Source organism: Microbacterium sp. SORGH_AS_0428, assembly GCF_031453615.1.
GTDB lineage: Bacteria > Actinomycetota > Actinomycetes > Actinomycetales > Microbacteriaceae > Microbacterium.
In genome coordinates this window covers 1139214-1158666 of the sequence record NZ_JAVIZT010000001.1, presented here as the reverse complement: position 1 = coordinate 1158666, position 19453 = coordinate 1139214, and the positions used below count along the sequence as shown (strand labels likewise).

Annotated in this window: 14 protein-coding genes; 10 read left to right on the top strand and 4 right to left on the bottom strand. The window is 70.1% G+C overall.

Annotated elements, in window-relative coordinates; translation table 11 throughout:
* Positions 1 to 67: 67 nt before the first annotated feature.
* Entirely contained in the window at positions 68 to 1876 is a 1809-nt protein-coding gene (locus QE374_RS05570) for an ABC transporter ATP-binding protein (protein WP_309732896.1), read from the top strand.
* Entirely contained in the window at positions 1873 to 3684 is a 1812-nt protein-coding gene (locus tag QE374_RS05565; protein ID WP_309732894.1) for an ABC transporter ATP-binding protein, read from the top strand. The genes QE374_RS05570 and QE374_RS05565 overlap by 4 nt, the downstream gene beginning before the upstream one ends.
* Before the next feature lie 35 nt (positions 3685 to 3719).
* On the opposite strand, the gene QE374_RS05560 is transcribed toward QE374_RS05565, so the two are convergent.
* Positions 3720 to 4685 (bottom strand): acetylxylan esterase, encoded by a 966-nt coding sequence (locus tag QE374_RS05560; protein ID WP_309732892.1) that lies wholly within the window; start codon positions 4683 to 4685, stop codon positions 3720 to 3722.
* Between the two features lie 130 nt (positions 4686 to 4815).
* Between QE374_RS05560 and QE374_RS05555 the strand changes: the two genes are divergently transcribed.
* Positions 4816 to 7530 (top strand): cation-translocating P-type ATPase, encoded by a 2715-nt coding sequence (locus tag QE374_RS05555; protein WP_309732889.1) that lies wholly within the window; start codon positions 4816 to 4818, stop codon positions 7528 to 7530.
* Positions 7531 to 7641: 111 nt separating this feature from the next.
* Here the strand turns inward: QE374_RS05555 and QE374_RS05550 are convergent, their stop codons facing one another.
* Both QE374_RS05550 and QE374_RS05545 read right to left on the bottom strand, forming a co-directional pair.
* Entirely contained in the window at positions 7642 to 8484 is an 843-nt protein-coding gene (locus QE374_RS05550) for a DUF559 domain-containing protein (protein WP_309732886.1), read from the bottom strand.
* Between the two features lie 219 nt (positions 8485 to 8703).
* Complete coding sequence (locus QE374_RS05545) at positions 8704 to 9156, bottom strand: GNAT family N-acetyltransferase (RefSeq protein WP_309732885.1); 453 nt, start codon at positions 9154 to 9156, stop codon at positions 8704 to 8706.
* Positions 9157 to 9337: 181 nt separating this feature from the next.
* Between QE374_RS05545 and QE374_RS05540 the strand changes: the two genes are divergently transcribed.
* Positions 9338 to 11554 carry an NADP-dependent isocitrate dehydrogenase gene (locus tag QE374_RS05540; RefSeq protein ID WP_309732883.1) on the top strand — a complete coding sequence of 739 codons (2217 nt, stop codon included), beginning with the start codon at positions 9338 to 9340 and terminating at the stop codon, positions 11552 to 11554.
* Positions 11555 to 11612: 58 nt separating this feature from the next.
* On the opposite strand, the gene QE374_RS05535 is transcribed toward QE374_RS05540, so the two are convergent.
* Entirely contained in the window at positions 11613 to 13064 is a 1452-nt protein-coding gene (locus QE374_RS05535) for a L,D-transpeptidase family protein (RefSeq protein WP_309732882.1), read from the bottom strand.
* Positions 13065 to 13240: 176 nt separating this feature from the next.
* Between QE374_RS05535 and QE374_RS05530 the strand changes: the two genes are divergently transcribed.
* From QE374_RS05530 to nagB, 6 genes are all read left to right on the top strand, one after another.
* On the top strand, positions 13241 to 14440 hold the full coding sequence (locus QE374_RS05530) for an ROK family protein (RefSeq protein WP_396653324.1): 1200 nt from the start codon (positions 13241 to 13243) through the stop codon (positions 14438 to 14440).
* A 63-nt stretch (positions 14441 to 14503) separates the two neighbouring features.
* On the top strand, positions 14504 to 15772 hold the full coding sequence (locus QE374_RS05525; protein WP_309732881.1) for an extracellular solute-binding protein: 1269 nt from the start codon (positions 14504 to 14506) through the stop codon (positions 15770 to 15772).
* A 121-nt stretch (positions 15773 to 15893) separates the two neighbouring features.
* On the top strand, positions 15894 to 16853 hold the full coding sequence (locus tag QE374_RS05520; RefSeq protein ID WP_309732880.1) for a sugar ABC transporter permease: 960 nt from the start codon (positions 15894 to 15896) through the stop codon (positions 16851 to 16853).
* Positions 16850 to 17692: a carbohydrate ABC transporter permease gene (locus QE374_RS05515; protein ID WP_309732879.1), complete on the top strand. Its 843-nt coding sequence runs from the start codon at positions 16850 to 16852 to the stop codon at positions 17690 to 17692. Before QE374_RS05520 ends, QE374_RS05515 begins: the two co-directional genes overlap by 4 nt.
* Positions 17689 to 18615: an ROK family protein gene (locus QE374_RS05510; RefSeq protein WP_309732878.1), complete on the top strand. Its 927-nt coding sequence runs from the start codon at positions 17689 to 17691 to the stop codon at positions 18613 to 18615. The genes QE374_RS05515 and QE374_RS05510 overlap by 4 nt, the downstream gene beginning before the upstream one ends.
* On the top strand, positions 18608 to 19387 hold the full coding sequence (nagB, locus tag QE374_RS05505; protein ID WP_309732876.1) for a glucosamine-6-phosphate deaminase: 780 nt from the start codon (positions 18608 to 18610) through the stop codon (positions 19385 to 19387). Before QE374_RS05510 ends, nagB begins: the two co-directional genes overlap by 8 nt.
* Positions 19388 to 19453: the final 66 nt, after the last annotated feature.

Sequence of the window (19453 nt, the reverse complement as noted above, 5' to 3'; positions counted from 1 at the left end):
CCGCCGCACCTCTGCGCGCGACCTCATCCTTCTGCGGCACAGCTGTCGCACGCTCTTCTCGAGGATCATGAGTTCCACACCCTCTCGTTCGTCCACCGAACCGTCCACGTTTCGCGCTCTGGCGCGGCTCTTGCCGTTCGTGCGTCCCGTGCTGCGTCCGCTCGTGCTCGGCGCCGTCAGCGCGCTCGCCGCCAGCGTCGTCGCCCTGATGATCCCGCTCGTGCTCGAGGGCGTCGTCGCGGGTCCGATCGCCTCCGCCGACCCGACGCAGATCCTCTGGGGCACGCTCGCCGTCATCGGGCTCGGGCTGGCCGAGGCCGCCCTCGTCTGGGGCCGGCGCTGGTTCGTGCTCGCGCCCTCGACCAAGGTCGAGTACGCCTTGCGTACCGGCTTCGCCGCGCGCTTGCAGAGGCTGCCGGTCGCCTTCCACGACCGGTGGCAGTCGGGCCAGCTGCTCAGTCGCATGATGCAGGACATCAGTCTCATCCGTCGCTGGCTCGCCTTCGGCGTCATCCTGCTCGTCGTCAACGTGCTGACGATCGCGCTGGGATCGGTGCTGCTGTTCCAGTGGCACTGGGTGCTCGGCGCGATCTTCCTGCTGTGCTCGGCACCCCTCTGGTACGCCGGATACCGCTTCGAGAAGCAGTACGGGGTGCTCGCGCGCCAGAGCCAGGACCAGGCGGGCGATCTCGCGACCGCGGTCGAGGAGAGCGTGCACGGCATCCGCGTCCTGAAGGCCTTCGGACGTGGATCCCACGCGCTGGCCAAGTTCGCGCGTCAGGCCGAGACGCTGCGTCAGACGGAGTTGCGCAAAGCCACGGCCATCGGCCTGATCTGGTTCTGGCTGGTGCTGTTGCCCGAGATCGCCTTCGCTCTGTGTCTGGCGGCGGGAATCGTCCTCGCTCAGCTCGGCCAGCTCTCGGTCGCGCAGCTGTTCGCCTTCTTCGCGATGGCGACGGTGCTGCGCTGGCCCATGGAGTCGATCGGCTTCCTGTTCTCGTTCCTTCTGGATGCGCGCACCGCCACCGACCGCGTGTTCGAGGTGTTCGACGAGCAGGTCACGATCGACGACCCGGCCACACCCGTCTCGCTCGAGAACCCGCGGGGCCGGCTCGTGTTCGAGAACGTGCACTTCCGCTATCAGGACGCGCCGGACGCGCAGCGCGACCTGCTCGACGGCATCGATCTCGCCCTGGAGCCGGGCGAGACGATGGCGCTCGTGGGGCTCACCGGTTCGGGCAAGACGACGCTGACCACCCTGCCGACCCGTCTGTACGACGTGACCGGTGGGCGCGTGACGCTGGACGGCGTCGATGTCAGGGACCTCACGCTGGCGGAGCTGCGCACGCACATCTCTATGGCGTTCGAGGAGGCGACGCTCTTCTCCTCATCCGTGCGGGAGAACGTGCTGCTCGGGCGGGACGACCTGGATGCGGCCTCGCCCGAGGGCGAGCGCGTGCTGCGCGAAGCGCTCGACGTCGCCCAGGCCGAGTTCGTCGAGCGTCTACCCGCCGGCGTCGACACCGTCATCGGTGAGGAAGGGCTGAGTTTGTCCGGAGGCCAGCGCCAACGTCTGGCCCTCGCCCGCGCGGTGGCCGCCCGGCCGTCGGTGCTCGTGCTCGACGACCCGCTGTCGGCCCTCGACGTCGACACCGAGGCGCGCGTGGAGGAGGGGCTGCGGCGGGTTCTGGCCGACACGACCGCCCTCATCGTCGCCCACCGGCCATCGACCGTGGCCCTCGCAGACCGCGTCGCTCTCCTCGAGGACGGCCGCGTCACCGCGGTGGGCACGCACAGCGAGCTGATGCGCTCATCGGCGCACTACCGGCACGTGATCTCGAGTCTGGACGAGCAGGAGAAGGAGGAGGTGCGATGAGTACCGTCACGGGAACCAGCGGCGAAGACCGCTCCGACTACACCCGCGCCGAGAGCCGAGAGATCCGGCGCCGCTCGATGCGGCTGCTCGGCTCGCTCATCGCACCGCTGCGCGGCAAGCTCGTCCTCGCGGCCGTCGTGCTCGTCGTCTCGACGGCGCTGCGGGTCGTGGGTCCGGCGCTCATCGCGTTCGGCATCGACAACGCCCTGCCCGCGGTGCTGAACGAGCTGGACTGGCTTCCCACGATCGGCGTGGTGGCCGTCTACCTCGCGTCGGGGCTGCTCGGAGCAGCTCTGATCGGGTGGTATGCGGTGGTCGCGGCACGCCTGACGCAGGCGGTCATGCTCGACCTCCGCACCCGCATCTTCCGCCACACGCAGCGGCTGAGCCTCGAGTTCCACGAGTCGTACACGTCGGGGCGGATCATCTCGCGCCAGACGAGCGACCTCGACACGATCCGGGAGCTCCTCGACGGTGGTCTCAACGAACTCGTCTCGGGTGTGCTGTTCGGCGCCTTCACGCTCATCGCGCTGCTGCTGCTGGACTGGCAGAGCGGCGTCGTGCTCATCGTCATGGGCATCCCGCTGGGCCTGCTCATGCGCTGGTTCTACCGCCGCTCGCAGATGGTCTACCGCGAGTCGCGCGTGGTCAGCGCGAAGGTCATCGTGCACTTCGTGGAGACCATGACCGGCATCCGTGCGGTCAAGGCGTTCCGCAAGGAGAAGCGCGGCGACGTCGAGTTCGGCGAGCTGAGCGAGCAGTACCGCGACGTGAACATGCGCTCCATCCGGCTGTTCGGCACCTTCGAGCCCGGGCTGATGGCGATCTCGACACTCAGTCTCGGCGCGATCCTGCTCCTCGGCGGCATCCGCGTCGCCGGCGGAGCGCTGGAGATCGGCGTGCTGCTGGCCGCCGTGCTGTACGTGCGCAACTTCTTCTCGCCGCTGCAGGAGGTGGCGATGTTCCTCAACTCCTACCAGTCGGCCGCGGCGGCGCTGGAGAAGGTGTCGGGTGTGCTGGAGGAGGAGCCCACGGTTCCCGAGCCTGCCCATCCCGTCGCACTGGAGCGCCCGCGCGGCGCGATCCGTTTCGACGACGTGGCGTTCGGTTACGGCGACGGCCGCGTGGTGCTGCCCGACTTCTCGCTCGACGTGCCCGCGGGACAGACGATCGCCCTCGTCGGCACGACCGGGGCGGGCAAGTCCACGCTGGCCAAGCTGGTCTCCCGCTTCTACGACCCGACCCGCGGCGCCGTGACGCTCGACGGCGTGGACCTGCGAACGCTCGGCTCGGCCGATCTGCGCCGCGCGATCGTCATGGTGACGCAGGAGGCGTATCTGTTCAGCGGCACGGTAGCCGACAACATCGCGCTCGGAAAGCCGGACGCGACCCTCGACGAGGTGCGGGATGCGGCGATGGCCGTCGGCGCGCACGCGTTCATCGAGGCGCTGCCCGACGGCTACGACACCGACGTGAACAAGCGCGGCGGACGCGTGTCAGCGGGACAGCGCCAGCTGATCTCCTTCGCGCGCGCGTTTCTGGCGAACCCGGCGGTGCTGATCCTCGACGAGGCGACCGCTTCGCTCGACATCCCGAGCGAGCGCCAGATCCAGTCGGCTCTGGGGACCCTGCTCGCGGATCGCACGGCCATCATCATCGCCCACCGCCTCTCGACCGTGGCGATCGCGGACCGCGTTCTCGTCATGGAGCACGGGCGCATCGTCGAGGACGACGCACCGGAGGCGCTCATCGGCGGCACCGGCACGTTCGCGCGCCTGCACGCCGCCTGGCGCGACTCGCTCGTGTGACGGTTCGGGATGCGGCGGCCTGCCGCATCCCGAGCTCACACGCGCGCCGCGAGGAACTCCGCCTGCGCGAGCCACTGATACATCAGGCCGCCCTCGTGCTGGTTGTGGGGGTAGACCTCGATGTCCGCCTCGCCCGCGTAGTGGTTGCGAGCGGCGAAGACCGTCGAGGGCGGGCACGTCTGATCGTGCAGCGCGGTCGAGAAGAGCGCGGGTGCGGTGGAGCGGCGCGCCATGTTGACGCCGTCGAAGTAGGACAGCGTGGTGAACACGCGCTCCTCGGTGTGGCGGTGCACCGCGAGGTAGCGCACGATCTCCTGGTACGGATCCGCGTCCGTGAGTCCCACAGCCCGCTCGAAGTGGCAGAGGAACGGCACGTCGGGCATGACCGCGACCAGCCCGTCCGACAATGCGCCCGCGGCCAGCGCGATCCCGCCGCCCTGGCTGCCTCCGCAGACCGCGACGCGGTCGGCGTCGACGATGTCGAGCGCGCGCGCCGCATCCACGAGGCGCACCGCATCCGTGAACACGCGACGGTAGTAGTACTGCGCGGGATCCTCGATCCCGCGCGTCATGAAGCCGCTGACCGACGGGCCGGTGCCGTGCGGATCGGGGGTGTCGCCGCCGGTTCCCCACATCGAGCCCTGACCACGGGTGTCCATCAGCAGGTGCGCGTAGCCGGCGTTGGCCCAGCCGAGGCGTTCGCCCGCGAGCCCGCGCCCGCCGCCGTAGCCGTTGTACTCGACGACCGCGGGCAGCGGCTCGTCGGCGCCGGCCGGCACGGTCAACCAGGCGCGCACCGGCTCGCCCGCGTAGCCGCTGAAGGTCACGTCGTAGACGTCGACCAGGGTGAACGGCGCTGCGACGCGCTGGTAGCGCACCTCCTCGCCCGCGGCGCGGGAGGAGGCGATCGTCTCTGCCCAGAAGGCGTCGAAGTCGGCGGGCTCGCGCACCTCGGGCCGGTACTCGCGGAGGGCGTGCGGATCCATGTCGAAGCGCGGCATGAGCATCACGATAGGGGCATCGGGGTTCTCGCCGCGGCACCGCGGCCGGAGAATCGGTGCTCATCCGGCGAGAGCGACGCTGTGGCCGCATCCCGCCCCGTCGCTATGATCGCGATCGGGGAGGTGGGCCATGAGCGGCACGCAGAAACCGGTGGACGCACGGCCCGCGACATCGGCCTGGTGGGCGATGGATGCCGGCCGTGTGGCGGCCGAGCTCGGTACGGACGCCGCCGAAGGGCTTTCGGACGAGCAGGCGGCCAGGCGACTGGCCGAGAGCGGCCCGAACGCGATCGCCGCGCCGCCCTCGCCCCGCGCGGTGACCCTCGCGCTGCGTCAGCTCGCCGACCCGATGAACCTCATGCTCATCGGCGTGGTCGTGGTCAGCATCCTCATCGCGCAGCCGTCCGTCGCCGTCGTCGTCGCGTTGCTCGTGGGCCTGAACGTAGTGCTCGGCACACGGCAGGAGCTCGCGGCGCGTCGCAGCGTCGACGCCCTCGCCCAGTTGCAGATCCCGCAGGTGAGGGTGCTCCGCCAGGGCACGCTGCGCCAGATCGATGCGACGGACATCGTCGTGGGCGATGTCGTCCAGCTGGAGGCGGGCGACCTCGTGCCCGCGGACGGACGCATCCTCCGCAGCGCCACCTGTGAGACGCAGGAGTCGGCGTTGACGGGGGAGAGCGCCCCGGTCCCGAAGGATGCGGAGACGCTCGACGACGACGACGTCGCGCTGGGCGACCGCGAGAACATGCTCTTCCAGAACACGAGCCTCACGCGCGGCACCGCCGTGATGGTCGTGACCGAGACCGGGATGCAGACCCAGATGGGCCGCATCGCGGGGATGCTCACGGCGGTCGTCGGCACGCGCAGCCCCCTGCAACGTGAGCTGGACGGGCTCACGAAGGTGCTGGGACTCATCGCGTGGGGCGCCGTCGCGATCATGATCGTGCTCGGGTTCGCGCGCGGCGAGTCCGTGCAGACGGTGCTGCTCGTGGGAATCGCCATGGCGGTCTCCGCCATCCCGTCGGGGTTGCCGACCTTCGTGCAGGTGATGCTCTCGTACGGGGCCAAGCAGCTCGCCGAGCACCGGGCGGTCGTCAAGAACCTGAGCGACGTGGAGACGCTCGGCGCGACCTCCGCGATCAACTCCGACAAGACCGGCACGCTGACGCTCAACCAGATGACCGCTCGCCGCCTCTACGCGCGCGGCCAGTGGTTCTCGGTCGAGGGCGAGGGGTACCGCAAGGCGGGCGCGCTGCGTCATGCCGCCGGCCTCGAGGTGCCCGACTTCACGGCGCTCGCGTACGGACTGTGCCTCAACAGCGACGCGACGGTCTCGGATGCGGGCGCGGTGGTGGGGGATCCGACCGAGGCGGCCCTGGTGGTGCTCGCGGCCAAGCTCGGCGCCGATGCGGAGGAGACGCGGCGGCTGTACCCGCGCCAGGCCGAGGTGCCCTTCGACTCGGCGTACAAGTTCATGGTGACCTGCCACGACGTGCCGTGGGACGGCGTCAGCGCGTTCGTCGCGACCATCAAGGGCGGACCGGATGTGGTCCTCGATCGCTGCACGCACGCGCTGAACGCCGAGGGTGTCGTCCCCATCGCCAAGGCCCGCGACGACATCCTCGCGGCCAACGCCCGGCTCTCGGGTGAGGGACTGCGCGTGCTGGCGTTCGGCTACCGCATCCTCGACGACGAGCGGGACGCCGTGATCGCCGATCCGATGGCCTTCTCGGACGGCTTCGTGTTCGTGGCCCTCGTCGGCATCGTCGATCCCTTGCGACCCGAGGCGATCGAGGCGGTGCGCATCGCCGCGGGCGCCGGCATCGAGGTGCGCATGATCACGGGGGACCACGCCGTGACGGCCGCCGCGATCGGCGACGAGCTGGGCCTCGGCCCCGGCGCCATCAGCGGCTCCGAGCTGCGCGAGCTGAGCGATGCGCAGCTGTCGGCCCGCCTGCCCGAGCTGCATGTGTTCGGGCGCGTGACGCCGGAGGACAAACTGCGAGTGGCCCGTCTCCTGCAGGAGCGCGGCGAGATCGTCGCGATGACCGGCGATGCGGTCAACGATGCCGCCGCCCTCAAGCAGGCCGACATCGGTGTCGCGATGGGCTCCGGGAGCGAGGTCACGAAGCAGGCGGCGCGCATGATCCTGACGGACGACGACTTCGGCACCCTCGTCGAAGCGATCCGGCTGGGTCGGGGCATCTACGAGAAGATCGTCGGCTACGTCCGCTACCAGATGTCGACACTGTTCTCGCTCGTTCTGCTCTTCCTCGCCGCCAGCGTCTTCGACATCAACAACGGTGTGCCTCTCACGCCGCTCATGGTCATCTTCCTCAGCACGTTCATCACGTTCTTCCCCGTTCTGACCATCACGTTCGGACCCGACCCGGACGGCATCATGTCAAGGCCGCCCCGCGACGTGCGCCAGACCCTCGCGAACCGCGGGTCCATCACGCAGTGGCTCGTGTACGGCGGCACCATCTTCGCCACCGCGCTGGCGGCGCTCCTGCTGGCGCCCGGCGAAGCGCGCACGACCGAGGCGTCGGTGCCGGTCACGATGGCCTTCGTCGTCATCAGCCTCGGATCGGTGCTGGCGGGGATGGCGATGCGGCGGGACCCCGCATCCGGCTTCACGGCGCCGTGGGCGGACGCGCTCAAGTGGATGTGGATCCCCGTCGCGCTGACCGTCGTCTGCGTCGAGGTCGGGTTCGCCCAGAACCTGTTGATGACCACGGGCCTCAGCGGCGGCGAGTGGCTGCTGGCGCTCGCGCTGTCGGTGATCCCCGCCGCCGTGGTCGAGGCGGACAAGGCCCTGCGCCGCACCCGCGCCCGACGTTCCTGAGGGATGCCGCACGGGCGCTCGCGCGGCGCCGCGCGTCGGAGTTCGGCGCGAATGTCGGAGGATCCGGGCGGAAACCTCCGACATCGGGGCGTTTCTCCGACGCCCGTGCGCTCAGCGGACCAGGTGCAGACCCGCCGCGACGGCGCGGGCGACCGTGCGCTCCACGGCGGGCCAGTCGTAGATGACCTGTGCGTAGCCGAAGCGCAGCACGGTGTACCCGCGCAGCCGCAGCTCCGCATCGTGGGCGATGTCGCGACCGCGCTGGGCGGCGCTGTGATGATGGGCGAATCCGTCGAGCTGGATGACGAGCCGGTCGCCGATCAGCACATCGACACGCTGCCCCGCGATGACCGCTTGCTGCTGGATCGGCAGTCCCCACGGGCCGAGCCGCACGACGAAGACCGTCTCCAGTCCGGAGTCCGACAGACCCGTGACCTGGCGGGCGAGAGCGGATGCGGCGGGCGAACGCCACCGCACGAGTCGCAGTGCCTCGACAGAAAGCCCCTCCGCCCGCAAGGCTGACTCCCACACGATGCGGGCGGCCTCCGGGGCGAGGCACATCGCCACATGCCGGAGCGCATCCTCGACGGATTCCACCAGCGTGAAGCGGCCCGCAGGGGCGACGGGCACGCTCCAGTGCGCGACGGCTCCGGCGGGGACGTCGCCGGAGCGCCCGTGCGGCGACAGATGCAGGTGGAGGGCGGGGTCGACCAGCGGAGGGAGCCACCACCCCCGATGGCGCGCGGCGGACACGCACGCCAGCCGCCCACCCGCCGCGGCGGCGGCCGCGAGGTCGGCGGGCGCGGCATCCGTCACGATCCACGCGCGTCGCATCACCCGGACGCGTCCGCCCGCGGCGTGCGCACGCACCTGACGGGCGTCGTAGCCCGCGTCTTGGGCGAGAGCGCGGTGCGCCACGCCGCCCTGCGTGCTCAGCCAGTCCTCGAGCGTCATGCCGCCAGCATGCGCGCAGCGCGCTGCAGCGCGTGCGGGTGCAGAGCCGGATGTGCGCGACACGCAGGAACCCGGTCGCGAGGGAGGGGAGGACGCTCCACACGTCCCGTCGGAGATTCCCCCTCGCGTCGGAGGATTCCGGCCGAAACCTCCGACATCCGATCGAATCTCCGACGCGCGCGCCCGCGCCGACCGCGGCGGAGCGAGCGCGCCTGGGCGTCAGAGCACGATGCGCGCGACGACCTCGCCGAACTCGGTCTCGCCGACGGGCTCGAAGCCCACGCGGCGGAAGAACGCCTCGGGTCCGCCCTCGCCCGCTTCGTAGATGACGTCGACGTGGTCCATGCCGCGCTCGCGCGCCTCGTTCACGAGACCCTCGATGGCGAAGCGTCCGATGCCCTGGCCCTGATCGTCGGCGTCGACGTTGATACGCCAGAGCACCGAGCGGAACCACTCCTGCGTCTCGTGCTCGTCGAAGTTCGCGCTGACGAACCCCACGACGTCGTCGCCGGCGAGCACGACGCGCTGCCAGCTGGTGCGCGGATCGATCACGGTCGCCGCGACCCCGTAGCTGACCGGGGCGAGGAACTGTTCCTGCCCGGGTTTGAGTGACATGTTGTTCACGGCGACGATCGTCGCGGCCGACAGCTCTTCGAGGCGCAGTTCGGTCATGGTCACAGGCTAATGCCTGGTGCCCACCCGCGGGGAGGGATGCCGGCCGTGTGAACTCCGGGGTCCGGATGCGGCGTGAACCCGACCGTGCGACGGGGGAGATATCTCGACATCGAGATAACCGGGGCGGGTGCGATAGGCTGGCGGCTGACCCTCGACGCCTCTATGGAGAGACAAATCCGTGCCTGATTCCACGATCATCTACACGCACACCGACGAGGCTCCGGCGCTCGCCACCGCATCCTTCCTTCCCATCGTCCGCGCCGTCGCCGGCCAGGCGGGGGTCGAGATCGCGACGCGCGACATCTCGCTCGCCGGTCGCATCCTCGCAGCCTTCCCGCAGCAGCTCACCCCCGAGCAGCTCGTCGGCGACGCGCTCGCCGAACTCGGCGCGCTCGCGACGCTGCCGGAGGCGAACATCATCAAGCTGCCGAACATCTCGGCATCGATCCCGCAGCTGAAGGCCGCCATCGCCGAGCTGCAGGCGCAGGGCTACGACATCCCCGACTACCCCGACGAGCCGAACGGCGTCGAGCAGGAGAGCGTCCGCGCGCGCTACGACAAGATCAAGGGCTCTGCGGTCAACCCGGTGCTCCGCGAGGGCAACAGCGATCGCCGAGCCCCGGGCGCTGTGAAGAGCTACGCGCGCAAGCACCCGCACCGCAACAAGGCGTTCGCCGAGGGCTCGAAGACCCGCGTCGCGACCCTGGGACACGACGACTTCCGCTCGAACGAGATCTCCTGGGTCTCGCCCGATGACGACACCCTCACGATCCGCCACGTGGATGCGGCGGGCACCGAGACCGTACTGAAGTCCGGTCTCAAGGTGCTCCCGGGCGAGATCGTGGACGCCACGTTCCTCTCGGCGGCCGCGCTGGACGCCTTCCTCGCCGAGACGCTGGCGACGGCCAAGGCGGACGACGTGCTGTATTCCGTGCACCTCAAGGCGACGATGATGAAGGTCAGCGACCCGATCATCTTCGGCCACGTCGTGAAGGCGTTCTTCGCCGATGTGTTCGCCCGCTACGGCGACCAGCTCGCGGCGGCCGGGCTCACGCCCAACGACGGTCTCGGCGCCATCCTGTCCGGCCTCTCGGGTCTGGAGAAGGGCGACGAGATCGCCGCCGCGTTCGAGCAGGCGATCGCCTCCGGCCCGCGCCTGTCGTACGTCAACTCCGACAAGGGCATCACCAACCTGCACGTGCCCTCGGACGTGATCGTCGACGCATCCATGCCGGCGCTCATCCGCAACGGCGGGAAGCTGTGGGGCGTCGACGGCGGCGAGGACGACACGCTCGCGGTCATCCCGGACTCGTCCTACGCCGGCATCTACCAGGCCGTGATCGAGGACGTCATCGCGCACGGTCCGCTCGATCCCGCCACGATCGGCACGGTCCCGAACGTGGGACTCATGGCGCAGGCGGCCGAGGAGTATGGCAGCCACGACAAGACGTTCGAGATCGCCGCCGCCGGCGTCGTCCAGGTCGTCACCTCCGCGGGCGAGGTCGTGCTCGAGAGCGCGGTCGAGGCCGGCGACATCTGGCGGGCCACGCAGACCAAGGACATCGCCGTGCGCGACTGGGTGAAGCTCGCCGTCACCCGTGCCCGTGCCACCGGCGTGCCCGCCGTGTTCTGGCTCGACGAGGGCCGCGCGCACGACGCGCAGCTCATCGCCAAGGTGCGCACCTACCTCGCCGAGCACGACACCGAGGGTCTGCAGATCGAGATCCTCGCCCCGACCGACGCGACGCTGTTCTCGCTCGAGCGCCTGCGCGCGGGCCAGGACACGATCTCGGTGACCGGCAACGTCCTGCGCGACTACCTGACGGACCTGTTCCCGATCCTCGAGGTCGGCACGAGTGCCAAGATGCTCTCGATCGTTCCGCTGCTCGCCGGTGGCGGACTCTTCGAGACAGGTGCCGGCGGCTCCGCGCCCAAGCACGTACAGCAGCTGCTCGCCGAGGACTACCTGCGCTGGGACTCGCTGGGCGAGTTCTTCGCGCTCGCCGCATCCTTCGAGCACTTCGCGACCTTCACCGGCAACGTCCGCGCGCAGGTGCTCGCGGACACGCTGGATGCCGCGACCGGCACCTTCCTCGAGAACGACAAGTCGCCCGGTCGTGCCCTCGGCACGATCGACAACCGCGGCAGCCACTTCTACCTCGCGCTCTACTGGGTGCAGGAGCTCGCCGCGCAGTCGTCGGATGCGGAGCTGGCCCGCGCGTTCGCGCCGATCGCACAGGAGCTCGCGGCGGCCGAGGAGACGATCGTCGCCGAGCTGCTGGCGGTGCAGGGAAAGCCCGTCGACATCGGCGGCTACTACCACCCGAGCCCGCGCCTGGTCGAGGAGGTCATGCGTCCGTCCGCGACGCTGAACCGCATCATCGACGCGATCTGACATCCCACGAAGAGGGGGCCGGATGCGGATGCATCCGGCCCCCTCTTCGTGGTGCGGGTCAGTAGTGGACCGAGACCTCGGACCCCTTGGACAGGAACTCGTAGGCCCAGGCGGCCTGATCGATCGGCATGTTGATGCAGCCGTGGCTCATCGGGCTGCCGAAGTTGTTGTGCCAGTACGTGCCGTGGAAGCCGATGTCCGGTGCGAAGTACGTGACCCACGGGACGTCCTTCGTGCAGTAGGTCGACGTCGGCGTGCAGCCCATGTCCTGCATGCGCACGTGGGCGAAGACGGTGAACTCGCCCGTCGGCGTCGCGTTCGCCCCGAGGCCCGAGGAGATCGGCCAGCTGTTCACGACCTGACCGTTCTCGTAGAAGGTCGCCCGCTGCGTGCTGAGGTTGACGTCGGAGTAACGGTGGAGGGCGGTCGTCGTGAACGGTGCTTCGGTCACGGGCAGCTGATAGGCCGCGTCGCCCGCCGCGAGCTGAGCGGCGAAGCCGTCGGCCACCTGGGAGGTGTCGCCGAGTGTGCGCCCCACCGCGCCCGGCGTGAGGTCGCGCAGCACATCGCCCGCTGCGTTCGTGACGACGGTGGCGTCGACGGGTGCGCGATCGACGAGCGGTGCCAACGTGTCGACGGTCTTCTGGATGGCGTCGGCATCGGCCGAGAGGGTGAGCTTGCCGTCGTCGGTTCCGACTTTCAGCCAGGATGCGGCCAGTGCCCGGTCCACGGGAACCGTGCGCTCGTCGCCCACATAGAAGCCGATCGTGTCGAGGATGCCGTTCAGCCGCGTGACCGAGGTCTCGGCATCCGCGGTCGTGATGGCGGCGTCCACCGGGACGATGGACGCGTCGATCGTGACGCGATCGGCTCCCGACGAGAAGGCCTCGGCGAGGGCGGTGCGCACCTGGTCGAGGTCGATGCCCTCTCCGGCCGTGGCGGGCGTGGAGACGTAGGAGGCGGTCGCCGCATCGAAGGTCACGGTCGCGTCGGTGGGGTCGGTGAAAGCGCCGGGGGCCGCCTCGCGAAGCGCGTCCGTGGCGACCGCGGGATCCAGCGTCACGTCGGCGACGAGCGGCTCGGAGTTCCACTGCGTCACGTTCCACAGAGGGTGGGCGTCGAAGGCCTGCTCGGCGATCGTGCGCGCGTCGATCGATGCGCCCAGCTCGGCACCGGTGACGGTGACGTCGCCGTCGGGGGTGTTCAGCACGACGGTTGCGCCGGCGAGGCGGGAGGACAGCGCATCGGCCGCGCCGCCCACGGTCATACCGCCGATCGGAACGCCGGCGACGGCCGTTCCGGGGGCGATGAGCACGAGCGACGCCGTGACGGCGGCCACCGCCAGGACGCCGGAGGGGACGCCGATCCAGAGGCCGAGGTGGCGCTTGCGCGGCTTGGGCTCTTCGGGGGCCCACGCGTAGACCGACGTCGTGCCGTCGCCGGACCCGGCGTCGGTGTCGTCCGCCGCCGTGTCGTTCTGCGCGTGCGGTCCGGTTGCCAGATCCGTCACACCATCACCCCCGTGCATCGTGTGCTGTGTCTACCCAGGGTACGCGAGCAAGTCTGATAAAGGCGTGGTCAGAGTCCGATCTCCGACAACGTTCCGATCACGGCGCCGTGTAACAGTCGTGTGACGAGCGCGAAGAATGCTTGCGTCATGTTTGTTCGTAAGGTGTACTAACAAACATGACTGCATCGGAAGTGCAGCGCGGCGCTTCCCTCTCCGAGCCCGCGCACACCCACATGACCTCCCGTGGTGGCGCCTTCGCCCCCGGCCGTGCGCTGCGCGCGGGAGTGAAGGTCCTGCCCGAGCACGCGCGCGGACACAACCGCTCGCTCGTGCTGCAGACGCTCTTCCACCGCGGGGCCATGAGCCGTGCCGATCTGTCGCGGGAGACCGGGCTCACCCGCGTCACGATCTCCGACCTCGTGGCCGAGCTGATCGGCGACGGATTCGTCGTGGAGAAGGGCATGCGCGAGGGCAGCCGCCCCGGCAAGCCCGCCATGCTCGTCGACGTCGACCGCGCCGGTCACCGCATCATCGGGCTGGACCTCTCGGGGAGCGACGTCTTCATCGGTGCGGTCCTGACCCTCGACGGCGACATCGTCGCGCGCGCCGAGACTCCGCATCCCGCCGCCGCATCCGAGGTCCTGGCCGCCGTCATCTCGCTCGCGGAGCGGCTCGTGGCCGAGGCGAAGGCCCCCGTGCTCGGCGTCGGGGTCGGCACTCCCGGCGTGATCGACGACCGCGGCATCGTGCTCACGGCGCCGAACATGGGGTGGGCCGGCTTCGACCTCGAGGGCGTGCTGAGCGAGGCGCTCGGGCTCGAGGTGCTCGTCGCCAACGATGCGAACGCCGCCGTACTGGCGGAGTACACGTTCGGAGGCTCCGGTGACGACGTGCTGCTGGTGAAGGTCGGCAGCGGTGTCGGATCGGGCCTGCTCGCCGGCGGCCAGCCGATGCGCGGCAGCCGCTTCGCCGCGGGTGAGATCGGTCACGTCACCGTCGGCACCGACGGCGGCCCGCTCTGCGCGTGCGGCAAGGTGGGCTGCCTCGAGGCGTGGCTCTCCGTGCCGGCGCTGACGGCCAGAGCGGATGAGGCCGCGCCCGGCGACCGCGACACGGTCCTGCGGGATGCGGGGGAGCGCCTCGGCATCGCGCTCGCTCCCGTCGTGGGTGCGCTCGATCTGTCGGAGATCGTCCTCTCCGGCCCCCCTGAACTCCTCGGCGGTGTGCTTGCGCAGGCCACCGCCGAGGCCCTCCGCACGCGGACACTCGCGCCCTTCCATGAGGGCGTCCGCGTACGGATGACGGAGCAGGGCCAGGACATCGTCCTGCGCGGTGCGGCCGTCATGGTGCTGTCGGCGACGCTCGGCGTCTCCTGACAGCACCTCCCCGTCAGCGCCGCCGGTGCTCACGGTCTCATCATCAAGAACAGAGGACAGCACATGAAGAAGTTCCTCCCAGCCGTCGCCCTGATGGGCGCATCGGCGATTGCGCTTGCCGGATGCGCGGGGACAGGAGGCGGCTCGTCGAGCGGCGGGAGCGCGGAGATCCGCGTCTGGCTCGTCGGCACCGACACCCCTCAGGATGCCCGCGACTATCTCGTGAAGACATTCGAGGACCAGAATCCCGGTTCCACGCTGGTCATCGAGGAGCAGCAGTGGACCGGCCTCGTCGACAAGCTCACCACGAGCCTGTCGTCCAACGACAGCCCCGACGTGGTCGAGATGGGCAACACGCAGGCTCCGGCGTTCACGTCGAGCGGAGCACTGCTGAGCCTGGGCGACATCGAGGACGAGCTCGGCGGCTCGGACCTGCTGCCCGGATTCGTCGAGGCGGGCAGCTGGGACGGCGACCTGTACGCCGCGCCCTACTACTCGGGCTCGCGCGTCGTGTTCTACAACACGGCGCAGTACGCACAGGCCGGTGTCTCGGTGCCCACCACCCTCGACGAGTACGTGTCGAACGGTCTGACCCTCGCGGCAGCCCTGCCCGGCGTCTCGGGCGTCTACTTCCCCGGCAAGGACTGGTACAACGGGCTGCCCTTCATCTGGGAGAACGGCGGCGAGGTCGCCGTGCAGGCGAGCGACGGCAGCTGGGACGCGCAGTTGTCCAGCCCTGAGTCCATCGCCGGGCTCGAGCAGGTCCAGGAGCTGATGACGAAGGCGTCTCTGGCGCCCAAGGACGGCGACGAGACCGAGGGGTGGGTGCCCTTCCGCACCGAGCAGTCCGCGACCTACTCCGCGCCCAGCTGGGCCTACTGGTCGATCGTCGCAGACGAGGACAAGCAGGCGACCGCGGTCGCCGAGACGACCGGAGAGTTCGCTCTGCCCGGCGCCAAGGGCGGCGCAGCGCAGGTCTTCGCGGGCGGCTCCAACGTCGGCATCGCCGCCAAGTCCAAGAACCCGGAGCTGGCGAAGTCGGCGCTGGAGATCATGCTGAGCGACGAGTACCAGACGATCCTGGCCGAGGCGGGTCTCGTGCCCGCGAAGACGTCGCTGGGTGACAAGGTCGCCGCAGCCACGCCGGAGCTCGCGTCCGTGATCGCGTCGGCTGCGGCGAATGCCAAGCTCACGCCCGCATCGCCGAACTGGGCGGATGTGGAGGCCAAGGGCATCATGCAGGACCTGTTCGTCAACATCGCCGGCGGGGGAGACGTCGCCTCGCTCGCGGCTGCCGCCGACGAGCAGATCGAGTCCATTCTCAACGGCTGATCCACCTTCGCAGCGGCGAGCCGACCCGTCTGTCGTCTCGGCTCGTCGCTGCGCTCGCCGTGGGGTGCCCGTCACCGGGCATCCCACGGGGGAGCGCCCCCATCCGTTCTAAGGAGTCACCGTGGCTGTCGCCACCGAGCTGCCCGTCGGCGTCGCCGCCGTGTCCGGGCCACCGCCCGCCCCGCGGCGCCGCCGACGCCGCGCGCTCACCCCTCTTCTGCTGCTCTCGCCCGCTCTGGTGATGCTCGCCGTGTTCATCGGCTGGCCGCTCGTGCAGATGGTCGTCATGTCGTTCCAGGAGTTCGGTCGGGCGCAGATCTTCGGCGCCCCGCCGTCCTTCGTCGGACTCGACAACTACATCGCCGTCCTGACGGATTCGGGTTTCTGGCAGGTGCTCGCGCGCAGCGTGGCGCTGTGCGTGGTCTGCGTCGCGGCGACCATGGTGCTGGGCGTGCTCGTCGCACTGCTCATGACGAAGCTCGGCCGCGTCATGCGCACCGCCGTCTCGGTCGCGCTGCTGCTCGCCTGGGCGATGCCCGCGCTGACAGCCACGATCGTCTGGGGCTGGATCTTCGACACCCAGTACGGTCTCGTCAACTACGCGCTGACCCAGCTGACCGGCACCGACTGGACCGGACACAGCTGGCTCATCGACCCGATCAGCTTCTTCGCCGTGGCGGCGATCATCATCACGTGGGGCGCGATCCCCTTCGTCGCCTTCTCCGTCTACGCGGGGCTCGGCCAGGTGCCCGACGAGGTCCTCGAGGCCGCGCAGCTGGACGGTGCGGGTGCCTTCTCGCGCTTCCGCCTGATCGTCTTCCCCTACCTGCGCTCGATCCTCGTCGTGCTCCTGATCCTCCAGGTCATCTGGGACCTGCGCGTGTTCGCGCAGATCTACGCCCTGCAGACGATCGGAGGCGTCCGCGCGGACACCAACACCATCGGCGTCTACATCTACAGCGTCTCGATGGCCTCGGGCGATCTCGGCTCCGGTGGCGCGATCTCCGTCATCCTCGTGGTGATCATGCTCGTGATCTCCGGCTACTACATCCGCTCGATGCTCCGTCAGGAGGAGGCATGACCACGCGCCGACGCACCCGTACCGGTCGGGTCCTGCTGAACCTGGGCGCCCTGGTGGTGATCGTGTGCGCCGTGTTCCCCGTGTACTGGATGATCAACACCTCGCTGCTGCCCGCATCCGCTGTGCGTGGCGCGACGCCGCATTTCTGGCCCGATCAGTTCACACTGCGCAACTACGCCACGGCGCTCGGCGAGGGCGGCTTCCTCGGCGCGCTCGGCACCTCGGTGACGGTGACCGGCATCACCCTCGTCGCCGCTCTCCTGTTCGCGTTCCTCGCGGCCGTCGCGCTCTCGCGTTTCCGGTTCCGCAGCCGCAAGAGCATCGTCGTCGCGATCCTCGTCGTGCAGATGATCCCGGCGGAAGCCATGATCATCTCCACGTTCCGCGTGCTGGACGGCTGGGCCCTGGTCAACACGATCGCCGGCCTCAGCCTGGTCTACATCGCGATCGTGCTCCCGTTCACGATCTGGACGCTGCGCGGCTTCGTAGCGGGAGTGCCCGCGGAGCTGGAGGAGGCGGCGATGATCGACGGCTGCAGCCGCACGGGCGCCTTTTGGCGGGTCACCTTCCCCCTGCTCGCCCCGGGCCTGGTCGCCACCGGTGTGTTCGCGTTCATCCAGGCGTGGAACGAGTTCGTGTTCGCGCTGGTCATCCTCACCCGCCCCGACCCGCAGACCCTGCCCATCTGGCTGCGCGCGTTCGTGCAGGTGACGAAGGCGACCGACTGGTCCGTCGTCATGGCCGCATCCACTCTGATGGCCTTGCCGGTCGTCGCGTTCTTCCTGATCGTGCAGCATCGCATGACCGGGGGACTCGTCTCGGGCGCGGTGAAGGGATGAGGGTCGGACTCGACGTCGGCGGCACCAAGACCGATGCGGTGGTCGTCGACGCCCGGGATCGGGTGCTCGCCTCCGTGCGGCTCGCGACCCTCTGGGGGCCGGTGGGTGTGGTGGAGACCGTCGCCGACGCCGTCGCCGCCCTCGGCGCCATGGCAGGCATCGACGCCGCGCAGTTCTCGTCGGTCGGAATAGGGATGCCGGGTCAGGTGCGTTCGGAATCGGGCCGGGTGACCCATGCGCTCAACCTCGGCGTCGCGGACCTCGATGTCGCCGCCGCCGTGGCGCCTCGGGTGGGGCTGCCGGTGCACGTCGAGAACGACGTGAAGGCGGCGGCCCTCGGAGCCGCGGCGCTGGAGCGGCCCGGAGCGAGCCTGGCGTTTCTGAACCTCGGCACCGGCGTCGCAGCCGGCATCGTCCTGGGCGGGCGGCTCTGGCGCGGTGCCGGCGGCTCGGCCGGAGAGGTGGGACACATCAGCATCGATCCCGCCGGGCCGCTGTGCCGCTGCGGGGGCCGCGGATGCATCGAGGCGCTCGCCGGGGGAGCGGCGATCGCCGACCGCTGGGGACGACCCGCGGCCCTCCCGGTGCGCGACGTGTTCGATGCCGCGGACGCGGGCGATGCGCTCGCCACCGTCATCCGCCGCGATCTGGCCCGCGCGGTCGCGGCGGCCGTGCGCATCCTGGTGCTGACGGTCGACGTGGAACGGGTCGTCATCGGGGGAGGTCTCACCGCGCTCGCCGAACGGATGCTGCCGGAGGTGCGCGTCGAGCTGGAGCGCAGCGCCGCCGCATCCCCGTTCCTGCGCTCTCTTCGGCTCGCGGACCGGATGCGGGTGCTGCCGACGGGATCACCGGTCGCGGCGGTCGGGGCGGCAATCGTGGGAGGAACGGCAATCGAGCAGGAGGTGGGCGCACGTGGCTGAAGTGGTCATCGTCGCATCGAAGCAGGAGGGCGGCGCGATCGTCGCCGACGAGATCGTCCGGCTGATCCGGATGCGGGAGGACACCGTTCTGGGACTCGCCACCGGGTCGACGCCCCTCCCCGTGTACGAGGCGTTGCGGGAGCGCGTCGGGGACCTCGACGTGTCGCGGGTGCGCGGGTTCGCGCTCGACGAGTACGTCGGGCTGGATCCCTCGCACCCCGAGAGCTACCGCTCGGTGATCGACCGCGAGGTGGTCGAGCCGTTGGGTCTCGACCCCGCTCGCATCCACGTACCGGACGGCCGCCGGGCAGGCATCGCCACGGCGGGCGAGGAGTACGAGCGCACGATCCGCGAGGCGGGCGGCATCGACCTGCAGATCCTGGGGATCGGCACCGACGGGCACATCGGGTTCAACGAACCGGGGTCGTCGTTCGCGTCGCGCACGCGCGTCAAGACCCTGACCGCGCAGACCCGTGAGGACAACGCCCGCTTCTTCGACGACGCCTCCGAGGTGCCCCGTCACTGCATCACGCAGGGGCTCGGCACGATCCTCGAGGCCCGGCATCTCGTGCTCCTCGCCTTCGGGCAGGAGAAGGCGGATGCGGTCGCCGGGGCTCTCGAGGGCCCCGTCACCGCGATGCTCCCCGGCTCCGCGGTGCAGCTGCATCCCCACGTGACCGTCGTGGTGGACGAGGCGGCCGCATCCCGTCTGCGCCTGGCGGACTACTACCGCACCAGCTGGGAGGGTAAGCCCGACTGGCAGGGGCTCTGACACGTCCGTGTCCCACTTCCCGCATCCCGTGTCCCGGTTGCTGCACAGCACCGGGGTCACAGTTGC

Coding starts and splice junctions, on each gene's coding strand:
- QE374_RS05530 (WP_396653324.1), top strand. CDS start 13,241: ATGACTGCATCGGAAGTGCAGCGCGGCGCTTCCCTCTCCGAGCCCGCG.
- QE374_RS05560 (WP_309732892.1), bottom strand. CDS start 4,685: ATGCCGCGCTTCGACATGGATCCGCACGCCCTCCGCGAGTACCGGCCC.
- QE374_RS05570 (WP_309732896.1), top strand. CDS start 68: ATGAGTTCCACACCCTCTCGTTCGTCCACCGAACCGTCCACGTTTCGC.
- QE374_RS05555 (WP_309732889.1), top strand. CDS start 4,816: ATGAGCGGCACGCAGAAACCGGTGGACGCACGGCCCGCGACATCGGCC.
- QE374_RS05565 (WP_309732894.1), top strand. CDS start 1,873: ATGAGTACCGTCACGGGAACCAGCGGCGAAGACCGCTCCGACTACACC.
- QE374_RS05525 (WP_309732881.1), top strand. CDS start 14,504: ATGAAGAAGTTCCTCCCAGCCGTCGCCCTGATGGGCGCATCGGCGATT.
- QE374_RS05510 (WP_309732878.1), top strand. CDS start 17,689: ATGAGGGTCGGACTCGACGTCGGCGGCACCAAGACCGATGCGGTGGTC.
- QE374_RS05545 (WP_309732885.1), bottom strand. CDS start 9,156: ATGACCGAACTGCGCCTCGAAGAGCTGTCGGCCGCGACGATCGTCGCC.
- QE374_RS05550 (WP_309732886.1), bottom strand. CDS start 8,484: ATGACGCTCGAGGACTGGCTGAGCACGCAGGGCGGCGTGGCGCACCGC.
- QE374_RS05515 (WP_309732879.1), top strand. CDS start 16,850: ATGACCACGCGCCGACGCACCCGTACCGGTCGGGTCCTGCTGAACCTG.